The organism is Rubinisphaera italica, assembly GCF_007859715.1.
Taxonomy (GTDB): Bacteria; Planctomycetota; Planctomycetia; order Planctomycetales; family Planctomycetaceae; genus Rubinisphaera; species Rubinisphaera italica.
The window spans coordinates 5784133-5801883 of the sequence record NZ_SJPG01000001.1; the positions used below are offsets into that span (position 1 = coordinate 5784133).

Sequence of the window (17751 nt, forward strand, 5' to 3'; positions counted from 1 at the left end):
AATGCGGGCAAGGATGCCAATTATGAAAACGAAATCACCGTTCGTTTCTTTACGAACTGTTTTATTAATCGTGCCACTAATGGTTGCGGTCTCAGGTTGTTATCAGCCTGCCTATAACCAACCGCCTTATGGCCCTTATCAATCTTCACCTTATGGGGCTCCTGCTCCCTATGGCGCTCCCGCACCATACGGTTCGCCTGCTCCTTACGGGACGCCAACCGGTCAGCTTTCGCCATCGATTTCTTCGATGCCCAACGATCCATACTACCAGCCTTCATCACCTTCAAATACAGGAAATGCGCCTCCATTTGGTGCCTCTCCAACGACACCAGGTTCTTCCGGTCAGGACAATTCCGTCCCCCGATACAACGATCCAACCAGTAGCAACTCTCCGTACTTCGAACAAAGCAATTATCCGCAAAACACATTTGCACCTCAGGGAGAACAATCGGTCGCCCAGGCAGATTTTCGTTCTGATAATGACAATGCAGGCTCTGTTGAAATGACTTCAGAAAGTCAATTTGAAGCTCCAATCGTGACGAGCCGTCCTCAGCCTCAGGGGTTTCCAGCGGCTGAGGAAACTCAGGCACAACCGATGAACACTCCCAATCTGTTTGAAGTGGCTGCTGCTCCACCGTTGCAGGATGCGAAAACTCCCGAAGCTTCGAGTGGTTTGGAAGGGACTGTTCGACGCGATCCACAGTCGAATGGCTGGGTCCTGGAATTTCAGCCGATTGGATCAGGGGCCAATTCAAATGCAGGTCGATTACCACTAGTTGGTTCAAACGATGTGTTGCAGGGCTTGCAGGATGGAAAACAGTATCGCCTTCAGGGCTTTATTGAAACCGGTTCATCTCCTAATATTCCAGATCGATTTCACGTTCAAAATTTTGAAGCTGCCCAGGCAGCCAAGTCTGTTTCGCCATTTGAGTAATTGCCATGACCAGTCGATCGGGATTCGACTTTACCGATGCAATGACACGCCTGTGCCAGGATGTCTGCCATCGTCTGGAAGTCTTTCAACATATTGCGATGGAACAGGTCGCGGTCACATTTGCTCAAGCCCGCACGCCGGGCATCTATGGCGTTCAAGCCAAGCTCACGCCGTTACGTTTTGAGAACGGCTCTTTAACGACCAAAAAACGGGGCAGAACCTGGTCGGTCCAGCGGGTTTATCTGGGTCGGCATGAAATGCTGTATCTGCTCACGTTCTATCTCCCGCGATTTCAGGACAATACCTTTCGCGAGAAGATGATTACAGTTCTGCACGAACTGTATCACATCAGCCCGAAGTTCGATGGAGACATCCGTCGATTTGGCGGACGATATCATGCTCACTCATCGAGCCAGAAAGAATACGATCGCCTGATGGATCGATATGTGGACGAGTATCTGCAGATGGCTCCGCCGTCACAACTCATGAATTTTCTACAGGTCGACTTCCAAAAACTGCGACAACACCACGGAAAAATCATCGGTCGACGCATGCCGATCCCTAAGCTCATTCCATTGCCTCAAGGCAAAGCTTCTGCGTGATGCTTATTCGCAGATCTCAATCTTATTTGCAAGCTGGCAATCGCAGGATGGAATTCACGTTCTGCTAATCCAACCTGCAAATCGAAACTGATGGCAAGCATTTCATTTCAGCCCGACAACAGAATTCGGATGAATGAAAAGAAATTCAATAATAAAGTCGTGACTTAGCACAAGACTTTTTCTGAATTTTCTTAGCTTTTGTCCAGCACTATTCCGCCTGCTCTCGTACATAAAGGTAGATTCGCATTTGTCCAACTCGCAAGCATGTGTCTCACTGGTCATGTTCTAACGACTGGCTCCCTTTCTCTTTTCTCTTCTACACGTGTCGGAGGCAATGATGACTTTCGCTACAAAGTTTACGTGCTTCACAGGCATCAATTTATTGTGTGCACTGGCGTTGGTTGTTTCTGGCTGCGGTGAGGCGCGAGAAGCTGCACGGCACGGTGGAGCTGTTCCCGTATCATCGGAGCAGTTCTATTACACTTCCCCGCATACAGCTGTCAGTGAAGAGAATCGAACCGAATTCAACACCGAAGCTTACGATCACATCGTTGAGAATCCGTTTCTGCTCTCAAAGTCAAACCCTCTTTCGACATTTTCCGTCGATGTCGATACCGCTTCCTATGCGAATTTACGACGGTTTCTGAACAGGAATCAATTGCCGCCAGCGGGAGCGGTGCGGATTGAAGAGTTGGTCAATTACTTCGACTACCACTACTCACCACCAACGGGCGACGATCCATTTTCCGTGCATGTGGAAGTCGCGGAATGTCCCTGGGAAGAAAGTCATCTGCTGGCGAAGATCGGCTTGAAGGGAAAGGAAATTGAACTGGAGAATCGACCACTCTCCAACCTCGTCTTTTTGCTCGATGTCTCGGGCTCAATGGAGGATTTCAACAAACTCCCGCTGGTCAAATCGTCTATGAAGCTGCTACTGGAACAACTGGGAGAAAATGATCGGATTGCGATTGTCGTTTATGCAGGAGCGTCTGGTCTGGTGCTGCCATCAACAAGTGCCGACCACAGAACAGAGATACTCTCGAAGCTGGATGATTTGGAAGCCGGTGGTTCGACCAATGGTGGTGAGGGTATCGAACTGGCCTATCGTATCGCGGGTGACAACTTTATTAGAGGAGGAGTCAATCGCGTTATTCTCTGTACTGATGGCGATTTCAATGTGGGGCGAACGAATCAGTCTGATCTGGTTAATCTGATCGAGAATAAGGCAAAGAGTGGAGTGTTTCTGAGTGTGCTCGGTTTCGGAATGGGCAATCTGAAAGATTCCACCATGGAATTGCTTGCTGACAAAGGAAACGGCAACTATTCCTATATCGATTCGATGAACGAAGCAGAGAAGGTACTTGTCGAGCAAATGTCTGGCACGCTAATCACGATTGCCAAAGATGTGAAAATCCAGGTCGATTTCAATCCCGCACAAGTGCAATCGTACCGGCTGATCGGCTATGAAAATCGAATGCTCAGAAATGAGGATTTTCTGGACGACACGAAGGATGCAGGAGAAATAGGAGCGGGACATACTGTGACCGCGCTGTATGAACTGGTGCCTGTTGGAATTGAATCCGAGGTCGCTGAAGTTGAACCTTCAAAGTATCAACAGGAGTCGGAATTGAGTGCTTCCGCAAATACTGACGAGTTGCTGACAGTCAGACTGCGTTATAAAGATCCCGAAGGCCTCGATAGTAAACCGATCAGCCTGACAGTGAAGAAACAGGACTTGTCCTTAACGGAAGCCTCCACAGATTTCCATTTCGCTTCAGCTGTGGCAGCCTTCGGCATGTTGCTGCGAGAATCGAAACACTGTGGTACGATGACTCTCGAACGGGTGAATTCGATCGCCGAGCAAAACCTGGGTGATGATCCTCACGGATATCGAGAGGAATTTTTACAACTGGTCAAGAAGGCACAGTTGTTGGAATGAGGTCTGTGACAGAATGGACTACTTAAATTGGAAATTGCTTTAATTATTCAGTTCCCAACTTTTTGCAAGGCAATGCGAACTGTATTGGCCTGAATTTCAGCGATGTCATTTAAATCAGGGGCATATCCTCCTGCCATGGAAATGGCGACGGGAAGATTCTTCTCACTGCAGAGACTCAATACGAGTTCGTCTCGTTTTAACAAACCGGCTTTGGTCAATTTCATTTTGCCGAATCGATCCCGATAAAAGGGGTCTGCACCTGCCAGATAAAAAATGAATTCCGGTTCGCAGCGGGCAAAGCATTCCTTTAAGCCGCGTTCCAGTTCTGCCAGATACTGATCATCTTCTGCTCCATCATCAAGGGCTATGTCGAGATCACTTTTTTCCTTATGGAGTGGAAAGTTTTTAGCTCCGTGAATGGAAAACGTGAAGACGGAGGAATCCTGCTGAAAAATAGAAGCTGTGCCGTTTCCCTGATGCACATCGCAATCAATCACGAGAATCTGACCGACGCCATGATTGATCTGTAACTCACGAGCTGCACATGCGACATCATTGAAGACGCAATAACCTTCCCCGCAATCTGCAAACGAATGATGGGTTCCCCCAGCCAGATTGATCCCCAGGCTCTCTACTAAAGCCGTTTGAGCAGCGGCGATCGAAGCTCCGGTCGAATGGCGGGAACGAATCACTAATTCCGGCGACCACGGAAATCCAATTCGCCGCATCGCCTTCGGCTCAATCGTGCCATTGACAATCGATTCGATATATTCTGGAGTATGAACTCGTAAAAGCTGTTCATCAGTTGCAGGTGTTGATGGAGAGAGCTGATGGCCTTCGACGATCGCATCGGTTATCAACTTCTCTCGAAGCAACCGATATTTCTCAGCCGGAAACCGATGCCCCGACGAGAGCGGCAGTACATGATGATCACTGTAGAAGATGCGCATTAGTTGAGGGATGAAGGTTAGGGTTGAGTTGGCCAGTGTTGAGTGTCCAGTGGCCAGTAAGTTTCGAGAGGTCCTGATTCAAATTAATACTTGCATATGGCTGTATGGGTCGGTTGTCCCAAAAAACTGCCTGACTCTAGTCCCAAGACCATAGATCAAATTATAGATCTTTGAGCCGGGAAACCACTTCGACAATTCTTCGAACCGCTTCATCGATTTCTGCTTCTTTTAAATATTTATGCAGACTGAAACGCAAGGCCGAGCGAGCCAGTTGTGGTTCGACTCCCATCGCCAGCAACACGGGAGAAGGTTCGGCTGATCCACTGGCACACGCACTGCCGAGCGAACAACAGATGCCCGCCAGATCAAGCCCGATCAAAATGGCCTCGGCTTCAAGTTCAGGAAATGCCATGTTAGAGGTGTTAGGAAGCCTCGATGCATTACGACCATTGATCATAAGTGGACTGATCTGCTGCTCGAGCTGTCTTTCGAAACGATCCCGCAATTCCTGCAGATTTTTGTAGATGGAATCGCTTTGCTGTTCCCATTCACTCAACATCGTCGACATGCCAGCAGCCAGAGCGACAGCTTCGGTTCCCGGACGCCTGCTCGCTTCCTGGAAACCTCCGACTGCGGTCGGAACAAAAGGGACTTCATCCTTCAGCAGCAACCCACCAATGCCCCGTGGGCCATGAGCTTTATGCACACCAAAGCTGGCTGCAGTGGCACCGAGTTCGTGAAACGAAACGGGAATGCGTCCCACTGCTTGAACGACATCGAGATGCCAGGGTGTCTGATGCTGCTCACACAGACGACGAACCTGCGAGACATTTTGTATTACACCGGTTTCATTATTGGCATAGATGACCGCTGCTAATCCGATTTCTTCCCAGGGCAACTGATCAAGTTGCTCGGTAATAATCAGCCCATTAGCATCAAGTGGGATCAGGATTTTCATCCAGCCTTGCTTCACCAGTCGATCTGCACACTCAGCTGTCGCGGGATGTTCTCCACCAGTGATCGCAATGGTTCGTCGTTCCGGAGGAACGGTAGCCGCCAGTCCCATCAATGCCAGATTCGTCGATTCCGTGCCACCGCTCGTAAAGATCACTTCTTTCGGTTGTGCACCGAGTACACGAGCAGAGATCGCGCGAGATTCTTCCAGACTCTTCCGAGCTTTCCGTCCCAGTTGATGTGTACTCCCGGGATTGGCGTAACAATCCGAAGCGACAGACCGCACGGTTTCCCAGACTGCTGGATCTGGCGGTGTCGTCGCATTGGCGTCAAGATAAATGATGGGTTCGTTCATGAAAGAACTTTAGTGCTTCTCCAGGGGCACGTGAAGCATATCCATTGCCAGAGACGGATTTGATAACCATCAATTAATCCCGGCGACCACCCGCAAAAATCATCAAGTAGTAAGCCAGAGTCAGGACCGATTGCAGTGTCGCTGCGACGTACGTCCATGCGGCTGAGTTGAGAACACTGTTCACTGCGGCTGCCCCATCAGTATCAACCATGCCGGTATCCGCCAGAATTTGTTTCGCGCGATTACTGGCATCAAACTCAACCGGCAGGTTGATCAACTGAAAGAAGACCAAGCCCCCATACAGCACAATCCCCAGCAGAATTAAATGAATGCTGTGCAGCAGAATTCCCAGAATCAACAGAATCGAAAAAGCGGTTCCTCCATATTGAGCCGCCGGGACGGCTGCATTACGGATGACTAATGGCCCGTAATTTTCTGCATCTTGAATCGCATGTCCAACTTCGTGGGCTGCAATCCCAACGGAAGATGCTGAGTGTCCTTGATAGACATCGTGACTCAAGCGGACGACTTTTTCCCGCGGATCGTAATGGTCGGATAATTGCCCGGGTGTTTCCACAACATCAATAGATTGAAGTCCATTGATATCCAGAATATGTCGCGCTGCGGCGGCTCCCGAAATTCGAGTCGGGACACGCAGTCCATTTGCGAAAGATGACTTCACGCGATATTGAGCCCACATCATCAGCAGGATGGCCGGGGCTGTAAAAATCATTAAACCAAAATAACCGTACATTCTTTCTTCTCCATATATTTCTATTGTGAGCGGTCGCTCATCATTCAATACGATGCAAGGCTGCTCGCTGATCAATCTTTTTTTGCGGGCAGGAATGAAATTTCGGGGAATGTTATTCCTGTCGAAATGACAGATCACTGCGGACAATATATGCAAAGCAGTTTTCACACCATTTTATTCACAACTTGCTCAGTAAGCAAAAAATGTGCGTTTCCTACATGAATTATTGAATCCTACTCAGATCGACAGGGAAATTCGGGATCAACTTTTTTGAATTGGTCAACAAAAATTTATGTCCAATTTTAACGATAAAATTAATTTTTCTGCAGAAGGCATGCAAAATGCCTGAGAATTTGTAGACTTAACTTTGAGTAGGATGCGCTTCTTGGGGGGAGCGTACCGGGACAAAAGTAGCACCTTCGGGAGGAAACCAAACATGAAACGACTTTTAGTTTTGGCGATGCTTGTCGCAGGATTCACGCTCCTGCCAAATCCAGAAACCGCAGAGGCGCGTCATTGCCGCTACGGCTATTACGGCGGATACACCAGTAACTACTACGGCGGCTACAATTACGGGGCTTACCGTTCGTATTACGCACCTGCTTACGCTGCACCAGCAGCTTATTATGCTCCAACAGCCTATTACGCACCTGCAGCTATCTACACGCCTGGCTATTACACCGCTGGATATTATGGATACACATATCCAAACTACTGGGGTGGCTACTATCGGGCACCGGGTTACTACACAGGTTATCGGGGTTTCTACTACCGGTGGTAAGCGGAATTGATCCAGTACGAATTGCATGTCGGGCACTCTCAAGGCGGAGAGTGCCTTTTGCTTTGCACAGAACGATTATTCACTCTACGATAGCCGGACTTCCCCTTGTTTTTATTCTATGAAGTCTCAATCGTATGGCCTATCGACGCATCGCATCTCTGAAAACAACCGAGCAGTTTCGCGAGTATTTGCAAAGTCTTGATCTTTCGATCGAAATCGATGATGAAGCTCTCTCTGCCGTAGAAGATTCTCCACTGGCTCAGCCAATTACGGTAGGAGACTTTCAAGTCGGAAATCGTTGGGCTGTCCATCCAATGGAAGGCTGGGATGCAACTCGCGATGGCAAAGCCAGTGAAGAAACTTTGCGACGCTGGCAGCACTTCGGCGAGTCCGGCTGCAAATTGATCTGGGGTGGTGAAGCGGTCGCGGTCTGTCCGGAAGGTCGCGCGAATCCGAATCAACTTTACTATCATCCGGATAACGAACAATCTCTCAGTGACTTGCTACAGACACTCAACAAAGCTCATACCGACACCTTTGGCAACGATGCTCTGGACGATTTTCTGGTTGGTTTGCAGTTAACACACTCTGGCCGTTTCAGTCGACCGAATGAAAAAGTTCGTCTGGAATCCCGAGTGGCCTATCATCATCCTCTGCTCGATGAACGCGTGAAATTATCGGATCAGCAGGGGATGACTTACCTCACTGATGAAGATATCCAGAAGCTGATTCAGCAATATGTCGATGCTGCAAAGGCTGCAGAGAAAATCGGATATCGCTTTGTCGATATCAAGCATTGTCATGGATATCTGGGCCACGAATTCTTATCCGCATTTTCCCGTGAAGGGAAATATGGTGGCAGTTTTGAAAATCGCGCGAGATTTCTCAAAGAGATTTGTCAGGCTGTGAAAGCTGCCTGTCCGAATTTAATGCTCGGGGTACGGCTCTCTCTCTTCGATTTTTTACCGTTCCAGCCAGAATCTTTTGATGAGAAAACCGGGCGACCGGGAATCGGTCAGCCGACGCCCTATCAAAATGGAAGTTACCCCGGCTTCGGTTGCGATCGCTCCGATCCTTTAACAATGGATTTAACCGAACCGATTCAGTTACTCGAAATGATGCGTGATGAACTCGGCGTCGTCATGGTCAATCTGACTGCGGGGTCCCCTTACTACAATCCTCATATCCAACGACCGGCTTACTTCCCACCATCGGATGGCTATCAACCACCGGAAGATCCGCTCGTCGGTTGTGTCCGCCAAATAGAGGCAGTCGCTCGGTTGAAAAAAGCGGTCCCAAATTTGCCGATGGTGGGTTCTGCGTACTCCTATTTCCAGGAGTATCTGCCTCACATTGCCCAGGCAGTCGTGCGACGAGGAGATGTCGATTTTGTCGGCATCGGCAGACTCGTATTAAGTCAATGGCAGATGCCCGCTCAAATTCTGAATGGCGAAGATTATCGAGCCACTAAAAAAATCTGTCGCACCTTCAGCGACTGTACCACCGGTCCCCGCAATGGTTTGATTTCAGGTTGTTATCCACTAGACGATTATTATAAATCACGCCCCGAGTTTCAGGAACTTAAAGCAATCAAAGCAGGGAAAAAGTCCGAGTAACTGTCATCAGGTATGAGCAGGTCATTCATGAATCATTTCAAAATCGCGCCGCTTTTAGTCTTACTGTTCCTGAATGTTTCTCTGGCTTCTGATAAGCCGAACATTATTTTTATTTTTGCAGACGACTGGGGCTGGGGGGATTTAGGTTGCCATGGCCATCCCTATGTTAAAACGCCGAATATCGATCGACTGGCTCGCGAAGGAACAGACTTTTATCGCTTCACGGTTGCCAGTGGAGTTTGTTCTCCAAGTCGTACGGCTGTGATGACGGGACATTTCCCAGCTCGATACAACATTGATGGCCACTTTGCCTGGGTTCCCAGTAATGCAAAACGCAATATGCCCGACTGGCTCAGTCCCGAAGTCACAACGCTGCCTCGATTACTTCAAAAGGGAGGCTATCAAACGGCTCACTTCGGCAAATGGCATCTCTCCAACAATATGATTCCCGATTCTCCGTTGCCGAGTGAATATGGCTACGATGAATATGGGGCGTTTAATTGTGCAGGAGAGCAGATGCCCGTCCACGAAGACGCCAGATCTGCCAATGCCTTTATCGAAAAATCGGTCGCTGATGACAAACCCTTTTTTATCAATCTGTGGTTACATGAGCCTCATACACCATTTCACACGGTTCCCAAATATGAGTGGCGATTTCGCGACATGGAGGATGATGCCGATCGGATCTATGCTTCAGTTCTCTCTCATGCAGATGACCGAATTGGAGAAGTATTGTCGACACTTGATCGACTCAGTATCTCAGAAAACACCCTCGTCATTTTCAGTTCCGATAACGGTCCTGCCAGAGCGTCTCAATCCACGGAATTGACACTACAATACGATACCGCAACCGGCGCGGGCTGGGGAATTGCAGCCTCGAAAGGGATTACCGCAGGACGGAAAGGTTATAAAGCAGCTTTATTTGAAGGAGGTATCAATGTTCCGTTTATTGCCCGTTGGCCGGGGAAAATTCCAGCAGGGAAAATTGATCAAACTTCACTCATTTCAGCAGTCGATTTGCTCCCCACCTTTTGTAGCATTGCTGGCGTCGCTTTGCCTGAAGATTATCACCCTGATGGAGTCAATCAAATTTCCGCTTTATTGGGAAATGGTTCGGAATATCGGGAAAAACCACTCTTTTGGAAAATGCAGGCGAGGTGGCCACCACGAGCCAATCAACCTTATCATTGGGTTACCTGGGCGATTGTGGATCAGAATTGGAAAATGATGGCCAATCAAGATTTCAGTCATCTGGAATTGTATGACATCATTAATGATCCATACGAAAAGAACGATCTCAGTGAAACAAGTCCACTGGTAACCAATCAGCTACTCGAACAAATTCGTGATTGGAAAGAAACGCTGCCAGATCATCCCACAGGAGATGTTTTTTCTGTAGAGCGATCTCAATAAATACAAAATCCATCTGCATCGCTTTGAAGTTGAAACCTGTTTCCTCAGTCCAATCTCGACATTGAAATGTCGGTATTTTTTTCTTGAACTGGCAGGCTGAATAATTGTCGACTACTGCAAAATCCGTTAGCCTGACTTGATCAATCTCCCGTCTTTCATTTTCCAGAGAAGATCAGCATGGCGAAAACATCTGCGCAGGGTTCGGTTTCTTCAAGTGAAGAAATTATCTGGATAGAGGGTGATGATGGTTACGCCCTTGGAGTTAAGAATGGCAAGCTCGTTGCCAGAAATGCCAAAGGAAAAAAACTTTCCGCTGTCCCGAAGAATCTGAAGACAAGCGAACTGGCTGAACAACTCTCGGCAATGTGCGAATGGCTGGCCGAACATCGTATCAGCTGTCAACGTGCTATCGAACGTTGGATGCTTCGCTCATTGCCTATTCCGATTCATGTCTTGAGTTCCGTCTGGATTGATCCTGACTGGTCGGAAATGCTGCGAAATATGATCGTCTGCCCGCTCGATGGTCGCGGCAAGAGTGATGCCACACAGACAGGTTTGCTGCGGGAGATCGATTCCAAAAAAGGTGTGGGTGTTGTTGATCGTGATGGCGAAACGCAGTGGATCAAGGCGGCTCAAATTCTTTTTCCGCATCCGATTCTGATCGATGGTCTGGAAGATTTACGGGAAATCGCAGCCGACATGAATTTCTCGCAATCGGTCGAGCAGATCTTTCGTCCGATCTTTGCTCCACGCGAGGAACAACTCAAACAGGATTACATCTCCGATTTCCGAAACGGAAAATTTGAACAATTGAACTTTGCGACTTCGTTGTGCAGACGACTCGGCTTTCCTGTACGCGGCGGCTATGCTTGCTCGAAACTCTGGGAGAACGGCAAGCCCCTCGAAGCGAGATACTGGATCGGAGCCGACTACCCGGAAGGGGAGACTTACACAGACGATTTGATTTTTGTGAATTCCGAGCAAAAGCCTCAGAAAATTTCGAGTGTCGGTGCGGTGACATTCAGTGAGGGAGTTTTGATGGCGACTCAAATTTACGCCAAGCGAACAGTGGAAAAAGAATCGGAGGCTGAATGATGAGTGTCACATCGATTCAATTGGAAGCTGGGGGATTGCTGCCGATCAAATCAAAAGTCGATTCCGAAGCGACCGAAGAAATCGTCGCCCGCGATTATCGACATCCGGCGCTGGGAGATCGAGCAGTTGTGCGACTCACTTCCGATCGATTGGGAGAAGCCGAAGATCTGGCGATGGAGTTTCTCGGGTTCGAGACACCGAAGATCTCCAAACCGATTGCCATCCAACAGCGTCGCAGTCTGGGCTTTGCCGCGTGGGCTCTGGTGAATGATCCAGACAATGCTCGCTATGCACTCAATCTTGTGAAACGGATGAAGGCAGCGGCTCGAAAAGCGAAGTCTAAGCCGGGGCACGCCTGGGATGTCTACACGGAATTAGCGAAAGAGCTGGGGCGATCTGTCCGTCACTTCCTGCCGCCCTATTGGGAAGAAGTTGGTCGAACTTATAAAGACCTGGGGAATCAAACCTATGCGGGCCGAGCACTCACGAAGTCACTTGAAGCCGAGCGAGTGCATGCTTTGGAATCGGATCGGGCAAGACGACGCGATGTTGTTCTCGAATTTGTGCTAGCTGGATGTCTGGCTGGAAAAGCGTTGTCCGATTATGCCGGCGATTTGATCGATCAGTATCCTCCTGAGGAAGCCTTTCGCATTTTTCGGGATCTATGCTTGAGGCGGACTCTCGGCGGAATGGCTCCCTGGGCGGCGATGCCCAAAGACTTCAACAAGCTGGCAAAGAATGCCGGTCTGGATGAGAAGTCGGAAATGGAAAGCTGGCTGCTGGAAGCGATTCATGCGCCTGCGATGGGACGGACGGCACATCAGTTTTGGAAATCGTGCAGTAAGCAGTGTAAGAATCTGGTGAAACGCTCTCCTGAATTTGCAGTCGCCTTACTCAGACACACGAAACCGGAAACCCGCTATTACGGCGAAAGCAAATTGTGGCCGTGGATCAATTTACTGGAAGAATGGGGAACTCTGGAATTTCTCTGGGAAGATGAACACAAAGGTGCCCCTCCTCTGGGTGAACCGATTGTCGAGTGGTTCAGTCGCATCATTAAAGAACAGACTCCCGTTCCGCTTCGCGTCCTGGAAATGTTCGAGAATTTGATTCCGCGATTGATACTCGAAGACAATCCCCTGTCATTTTCTAGGGAAATTGATCTCGACCTGCTGGAAGCCTGCCTGAAAAGTGACGTTAAAGTTGAAGTCGATGATCAGGCTTCCATCACATTCGATGGCTGGTTAATCGCTGAACCCGATCATAAGTTCCGGAATCAGGATCCTGTCCTCTCCATTCAGGATGAAAGATATCTCCCCGCGATTTTCGGTGGACTCCATGATGCATTGCAGTGTCGGGGTTCGAGTCGTTCTGGATACTATCGTCAAGCGGATTGGAAACGACGTTCGTTTCCACTGGCCGCCGGAGATCGCCCGGCGATTAAAAAATTGTGGCACGATTTTACTGATCAGATAATTACCTCTCTGGAAGGGAGCGGACTGGAAAGTTTTAAACAGGCAAAGAAACAGCTCAAAGGCGTATTGTGGCCCCAGACACTCAAACTGTTTCCCGATCTCAATAAACGACTGCTTGCGATTGATCCTTCTGCGAGTCTGCATCTGACTTTGCAAGCGGGAATTTTCGACGAGTATGGCATTCCCGCTTTCGATGCCGCGATTGATAAACACAAATTAAAAATACGCCGCGAGCGTTATGGAGAAACAAATCTCTATCTCACATTCCCGGAAATCATTCTTGTGGAAGGGACTTACGCTTATCGAATTCATCCAGAAGGCACTATTGAAAAAGTCGAGTTGAAATTGCCCAAGGGGGGGACTCTTCGGGATCTGTTTCCAGTCGGGAAGGATTTGGGAGTTGAAGTTCGCATCAATCATTCAGATTGCCGATTGATCTGGATGAGTGATCCAGGACAGGAATTTCAGATTGAATATTCCTGGGGACGTTCTGTAAATAGAGTGGCCACTTCTATGTCAGAGGGAAGATACTTCTTTGGCAAGAGTTTATGCCGCGCGGGGCAGAAGAGTATACCGGAATTTTCAGAGTACCTGCACGATGGGGAAAACTTCTGGCGTGTGGAAAATCATTATGATTACAGGACAAGTAAACATCATGAGAAGGTGATAAGTATCGACCCGGAAACGGGAAAGGAACTGCGTGAAAGTGTTCCCGCCTGGTTTGAAGAAACGGACCGAGGGACTGTCCATTTTCCAGCCTCGGAATTGCTGGCTGCACCAGTTGGAACAGAGAATTCTCCTCTGGGTAGTAAGAATGGTTTACTCGGTTGGAAAGCCATTAGGCTAAGCGACAATGTTATTATTGGTGAAGGTATAGACGGCAGGACCTTTACCACTAAAGGAATGGAGTCGTATGCTGAAAGAATTGTGCCTGTTGCTCTGCTGAATCAACCGGGTACAAATCGCTATCTACCAGTAACAACCTTCAATGTGCGTGGGGGAAGTTATTCGATCTGGGACCCTGAAGGGAAAACGGTAATTACTGAGATCAGTGATTGTAAAACCGATTCTGCCAGTGGCCAGCCGACGGTATTACCAATTCTTTATTGGCATCTGTTGAAGTTGCGGGATGAAGCTTCCTCAAAATCACTTCGCAAAATCACGCGAAAACAGAGTGATTTGCTGTTGCTGTCCGCGACGAAAGATCGTGAGCATGCGAAGTCTGCCAAAACACTGAAGGATGCGGAGAAGTCGACTCATTTGCGAAATGCAATCGCGAAATTTCTGCCGAAAGCACCCGAGCGGCTCGTTTATGGACTGCTCCAGGTCATCAAAGGAGCCGAGGAGCAGTTTCATTTATTTGATGAACACCGTGATTTGATGATGGAGGAATCTCAAAAGGACGTAAAAGAAACGACACTCGTTGAAACCAATCAGGTCGATCAGGCTGCTGCTCATTGGGATCTTGACAGTATTCATTATTACAATTGGCATGAGAATGCTTCTCTTCTTCATCACTTGAAGGATGTTTCGGAATTTCTGGCGGGTAATCGCGGCTCGGCGGAAATTACGCCAACAAATTATCTCTGGTTTAATTTACTCGAATCATTCCCTCTACGTTGCTGGTCGATATTCTGGAAAATTCAACCCTCACCGATTTTAAAGAAATCATCTGCGGAAACACACTGGCTGGAATTCCTGAAATTCTGGAATGATTTGAAGCTGTTTCAGCTACCGGGAACATTTTCGATGATGGGTGCAGAACTTCAGCAAAAATCAAAATCGAGTTCTGTCAATGAGGATGATGAGGCCATCACTGGAAAATCGCTGACCATTCAGAATGGTGAAGATCGATTCATTATCATTGCTGGTTACAATTACAATACGCAGCTCTATCATATCCTGAGATATTCAACGGCGAAAAAACCAGGAAATCCACCGGGCTACAAAGTTTTCGATTGTGTCTCGCTTCCAACGCGTGATACCTATCAGCAGTGCAAAGAGTTTCTCAAAGTTGTCAAAGCGAATCAGGAGTTGCCACTCCCCTCAAAAGAGGAACTGGAGCAGGTTGCCGAGAGTGTGGGAGCAACACCTGCTGAGATCGGGTTGATCTGGATGTGTGCCCTGAATATCCATAAACACGAAAGTAACTTTTTGCCTTCAGAGTTAAGAAAGAAGCTCGGCTGGAAAGTGATCGATACCAATGCAGCCCGGCAGGCTTTGAAGAATATTAATTCTGAAGTTCTGCAGAAGCTTCTGGTGGCTGTCATCAGTCCAGGATTGGCGGCTCCGTTTGCGGAAGACCGGACACCGTGCCTGAAAGCGATCGAGCAAACCTGGAAGTTGGATATGCCAAAGCGGCTGCCGTTGGATGCGACCTTGCAAAAACGACTTTCCTCGATTAGCCAGGCCTATCGCTATCAGCAGCCCGATCTCGAGTCGACGCTTGATGTCGCGGCTGATCCGAAACATCCGTTATTGAAGCCCTGCGAGATTGTGATCGATGACTCCAAGAATTATGAGAAATCTTCCTATTACTATCTTGGACTGTTCGCAAAAAACAAAAGTGAATCAGTAGCAGGAGTCGAATTATACTCTTCCATTGCCAGACTGATTGCGTTGGTGCATAACGAGACACCACTTGGTCATGGTGCCAGAGAGTTTATGCCTGCCTTATTAAAGCAGGTGCACACATTGTTCAATAGCCCCAAGACCCTGCTCTTACTTCGCCCACTTCACATTTACTCTTATGATGCAAAAAAGGCGATGACGCCATTAGAGTGGACCAATAAACATCTTGGTAAAACAAAACAGGATCGAAAGTCTGGTCTAAACCGCTACAGCGACGAATTGATTAGTGCCGCCGCTGACGCGAAACATCATGTTTTCATTGCATTTCACCCGGCCTCTCTCAAGGACTCGAATTCACTCGCCAGGTTACGGGGCCTTCTCGAAATGGAAGTTGGGCCCGAACGAGTTACTGGAGATCCGAATTCCGTTTCCATCGTCAACGTGCTTAACAGCCCAGGCTACGAGAAAATTTCGCATGCCATTCTCGGAGGAACTCTATCCGAAGATCAATGGCCTCAAAACCCTCTGCTGACGGCTCCCAAAACGGTGGCAGGCATTCAGAAAAAACTCAAACTTTCTGAGGATGCAGCCGTGTTGTATGCTCAGGTGCTTGCACTTCCCGATCCGACAACTGCAAATGTCCGGCAATGGAACGATTGGACTGCTGCCCGCTATAAAAAAGCAGCGGGTGAACTCGTTGAAAAAGAACTTGTTCTTGATGCGAAACGTTCCCGAGCAGGTCGGTCGATCTTTCTTCCAGGAGAATGGCTCGATTTGAAAGCTCCCTGGTTGCCGATTGAAGCTTGGAAAAAAGATCATCTGGTCGATCTTGCCTTGGACATTGGCCTCGATTTCCCGATTGGGGGGCCGATGGTTCTGCGGCCCTACGAAGATTTGTTCCCAGCTGTCTGGCAACGTATTCTCGATGGTGATAAACCAGAGTATGAAGAGGCCAGTCTCTAGCGAATCCTCAACCCAGTTTTAATTACAATCTCCAAGCAGGAAAGCATTTCCGTATGCCGAAGAAGACAACGAAACGTTCGACCGCTACGCAGAGAAAGGAACCGGATCCAATCATCGCTACGCGACAGCAGCCCCCTGCCGAAGAGCGTTATGCTGATCAAATCACTTTCCTGCGTGCCATCGACAGTTCGCCAAAACCTGCGGGTTGGTTGCTTTCTCCGGAACGAGTCGTCGATTTCATTTGCGGGACGCACGGCGAATCACTTCGCGCTCCTGCCTCTGTATCTTTGCCAGATGGTTTGCCAAAGTCGATGGCGATCGAGGCCAAGTTTGTTGGACCGAGGGCACTGGTTGAGCGGTGTATCGTCACTCTGGCCGGAGAACGAGGATTGTTACTGGTTGGCCAGCCAGGGACGGCCAAAAGTATGCTGGGCGAATTGCTCACAACGGCCATCAGCGGTTCGAGTGCGTTAACAGTGCAAGGGACAGCCGGGGCGAGTGAAGATCATTTTCGCTATGGCTGGAACTACGCCATGCTGCTCGATAAAGGCCCACGGCCCGAAGCTCTGGTCGCATCGCCGATCATGACAGGAATGAAAACCGGGAAGCTGGTTCGGATCGAAGAGATCACACGCTGTCTGCCGGAAGTTCAGGATGCTTTGATCAGTATCTTGAGCGAACGTCGATTGATGATTCCCGAACTTGAAGGCGAAGGGGGAAGCGTGTTTGCTGCTCCCGGATTTAATTTGATTGCGACGGCTAATCTGCGGGACCGGGGTGTTTCCGAAATGTCGGCTGCTTTGAAACGCCGCTTCAACTTTGAGACCGTCCATCCGATAGCCGAGGCTGCTCAGGAAGTGGAACTTGTTCGGAGTCGAGCCAAGGCCATGCTGACTGAGTCGGGAACTCATGAAGAAATCGATGCAAAACTGCTCGATATTCTCGTCACAACTTTTCGCGACCTGCGCGAAGGGCGGACCGAAGAAGGCTGGAGTATCGAACGACCAGCAGCCGTGATGAGTACCGCTGAAGCGGTCACTGTTGCAGCGGCGATTACTCGGCAAGGGGTTTATTTTTCTTCGCGTAAAGATCCTGTCTCGTTACTGCCGGGGTATCTGCTGGGAGTTGTGCTCAAGGATAATCAGGAAGACCGCGATCGATTGCTCGCCTATTGGGATGGCCCGGTGCGTCGACGCAGTGAATCCAATGCACTCTGGAAGCGAATGTATCAGCTGCGTGAAAATCTTGAGGAAGTGGATCAGGATTTTTAACGGAAGCCCCCGAAAGTCGAATGATTCGGGGGCTTCTCTTCGAGATCGCCCCCGCCACCGTTGTTTTAATAATCTATC

Annotated in this window: 12 protein-coding genes; 9 read left to right on the forward strand and 3 right to left on the reverse strand. The window is 48.8% G+C overall.

All coding sequences use genetic code 11. From position 1 onward, the window contains the following. Positions 1–22 precede the first annotated feature (22 nt). From Pan54_RS22035 to Pan54_RS22045, 3 genes are all read left to right on the forward strand, one after another. Positions 23–934 carry a hypothetical protein gene (locus Pan54_RS22035; RefSeq protein WP_146505608.1) on the forward strand — a complete coding sequence of 304 codons (912 nt, stop codon included), beginning with the start codon at positions 23–25 and terminating at the stop codon, positions 932–934. A gap of 5 nt (positions 935–939) precedes the next feature. After that, entirely contained in the window at positions 940–1536 is a 597-nt protein-coding gene (locus tag Pan54_RS22040) for a putative metallopeptidase (protein WP_146505609.1), read from the forward strand. A 334-nt stretch (positions 1537–1870) separates the two neighbouring features. Continuing rightward, the gene (locus tag Pan54_RS22045; RefSeq protein ID WP_146505610.1) at positions 1871–3475 is read left to right on the forward strand and encodes a vWA domain-containing protein; all 1605 of its coding nucleotides are present in this window, start codon (positions 1871–1873) and stop codon (positions 3473–3475) included. Positions 3476–3522: 47 nt separating this feature from the next. Here Pan54_RS22045 and Pan54_RS22050 read toward each other — a convergent pair whose 3' ends face one another. The 3 genes from Pan54_RS22050 to Pan54_RS22060 all read right to left on the reverse strand — a co-directional run bounded on the left by Pan54_RS22050 (position 3523) and on the right by Pan54_RS22060 (position 6488). Then, positions 3523–4425 carry a histone deacetylase family protein gene (locus tag Pan54_RS22050; protein WP_146505611.1) on the reverse strand — a complete coding sequence of 301 codons (903 nt, stop codon included), beginning with the start codon at positions 4423–4425 and terminating at the stop codon, positions 3523–3525. Positions 4426–4585: 160 nt separating this feature from the next. Continuing rightward, positions 4586–5734: a cysteine desulfurase family protein gene (locus tag Pan54_RS22055; protein WP_146505612.1), complete on the reverse strand. Its 1149-nt coding sequence runs from the start codon at positions 5732–5734 to the stop codon at positions 4586–4588. Positions 5735–5807: 73 nt separating this feature from the next. Further along, positions 5808–6488 carry a zinc metallopeptidase gene (locus Pan54_RS22060; protein WP_146505613.1) on the reverse strand — a complete coding sequence of 227 codons (681 nt, stop codon included), beginning with the start codon at positions 6486–6488 and terminating at the stop codon, positions 5808–5810. Between the two features lie 436 nt (positions 6489–6924). On the opposite strand from Pan54_RS22060, the gene Pan54_RS22065 reads away from it, so the two are divergent. The 6 genes from Pan54_RS22065 (at position 6925) to Pan54_RS22090 (ending at position 17673) form a co-directional block, all read left to right on the forward strand. Further along, entirely contained in the window at positions 6925–7269 is a 345-nt protein-coding gene (locus Pan54_RS22065; RefSeq protein ID WP_146505614.1) for a hypothetical protein, read from the forward strand. Between the two features lie 134 nt (positions 7270–7403). After that, positions 7404–8885: an oxidoreductase gene (locus Pan54_RS22070; protein WP_146505615.1), complete on the forward strand. Its 1482-nt coding sequence runs from the start codon at positions 7404–7406 to the stop codon at positions 8883–8885. Positions 8886–8912: 27 nt separating this feature from the next. Further along, on the forward strand, positions 8913–10298 hold the full coding sequence (locus tag Pan54_RS22075; RefSeq protein ID WP_146505616.1) for a sulfatase family protein: 1386 nt from the start codon (positions 8913–8915) through the stop codon (positions 10296–10298). Between the two features lie 177 nt (positions 10299–10475). Continuing rightward, positions 10476–11393, forward strand: coding sequence for a DUF4132 domain-containing protein (locus tag Pan54_RS22080; protein WP_146505617.1), 918 nt, complete (start codon positions 10476–10478; stop codon positions 11391–11393). Then, positions 11390–16402, forward strand: a complete 5013-nt coding sequence (locus Pan54_RS22085; protein WP_146505618.1) for a hypothetical protein — start codon at positions 11390–11392, stop codon at positions 16400–16402. The genes Pan54_RS22080 and Pan54_RS22085 overlap by 4 nt, the downstream gene beginning before the upstream one ends. Positions 16403–16455: 53 nt before the next feature. Further along, positions 16456–17673: an ATP-binding protein gene (locus Pan54_RS22090; protein WP_146505619.1), complete on the forward strand. Its 1218-nt coding sequence runs from the start codon at positions 16456–16458 to the stop codon at positions 17671–17673. Positions 17674–17751 lie beyond the last annotated feature (78 nt).

Excerpts from the sequence above, each read along its gene's own strand:
- Pan54_RS22040 (WP_146505609.1), top strand. The coding sequence starts at position 940 with ATGACCAGTCGATCGGGATTCGACTTTACCGATGCAATGACACGCCTG.
- Pan54_RS22050 (WP_146505611.1), bottom strand. The coding sequence starts at position 4,425 with ATGCGCATCTTCTACAGTGATCATCATGTACTGCCGCTCTCGTCGGGG.
- Pan54_RS22060 (WP_146505613.1), bottom strand. The coding sequence starts at position 6,488 with ATGTACGGTTATTTTGGTTTAATGATTTTTACAGCCCCGGCCATCCTG.
- Pan54_RS22055 (WP_146505612.1), bottom strand. The coding sequence starts at position 5,734 with ATGAACGAACCCATCATTTATCTTGACGCCAATGCGACGACACCGCCA.
- Pan54_RS22065 (WP_146505614.1), top strand. The coding sequence starts at position 6,925 with ATGAAACGACTTTTAGTTTTGGCGATGCTTGTCGCAGGATTCACGCTC.
- Pan54_RS22075 (WP_146505616.1), top strand. The coding sequence starts at position 8,913 with ATGAATCATTTCAAAATCGCGCCGCTTTTAGTCTTACTGTTCCTGAAT.
- Pan54_RS22085 (WP_146505618.1), top strand. The coding sequence starts at position 11,390 with ATGATGAGTGTCACATCGATTCAATTGGAAGCTGGGGGATTGCTGCCG.
- Pan54_RS22035 (WP_146505608.1), top strand. The coding sequence starts at position 23 with ATGAAAACGAAATCACCGTTCGTTTCTTTACGAACTGTTTTATTAATC.
- Pan54_RS22045 (WP_146505610.1), top strand. The coding sequence starts at position 1,871 with ATGATGACTTTCGCTACAAAGTTTACGTGCTTCACAGGCATCAATTTA.
- Pan54_RS22080 (WP_146505617.1), top strand. The coding sequence starts at position 10,476 with ATGGCGAAAACATCTGCGCAGGGTTCGGTTTCTTCAAGTGAAGAAATT.
- Pan54_RS22090 (WP_146505619.1), top strand. The coding sequence starts at position 16,456 with ATGCCGAAGAAGACAACGAAACGTTCGACCGCTACGCAGAGAAAGGAA.
- Pan54_RS22070 (WP_146505615.1), top strand. The coding sequence starts at position 7,404 with ATGGCCTATCGACGCATCGCATCTCTGAAAACAACCGAGCAGTTTCGC.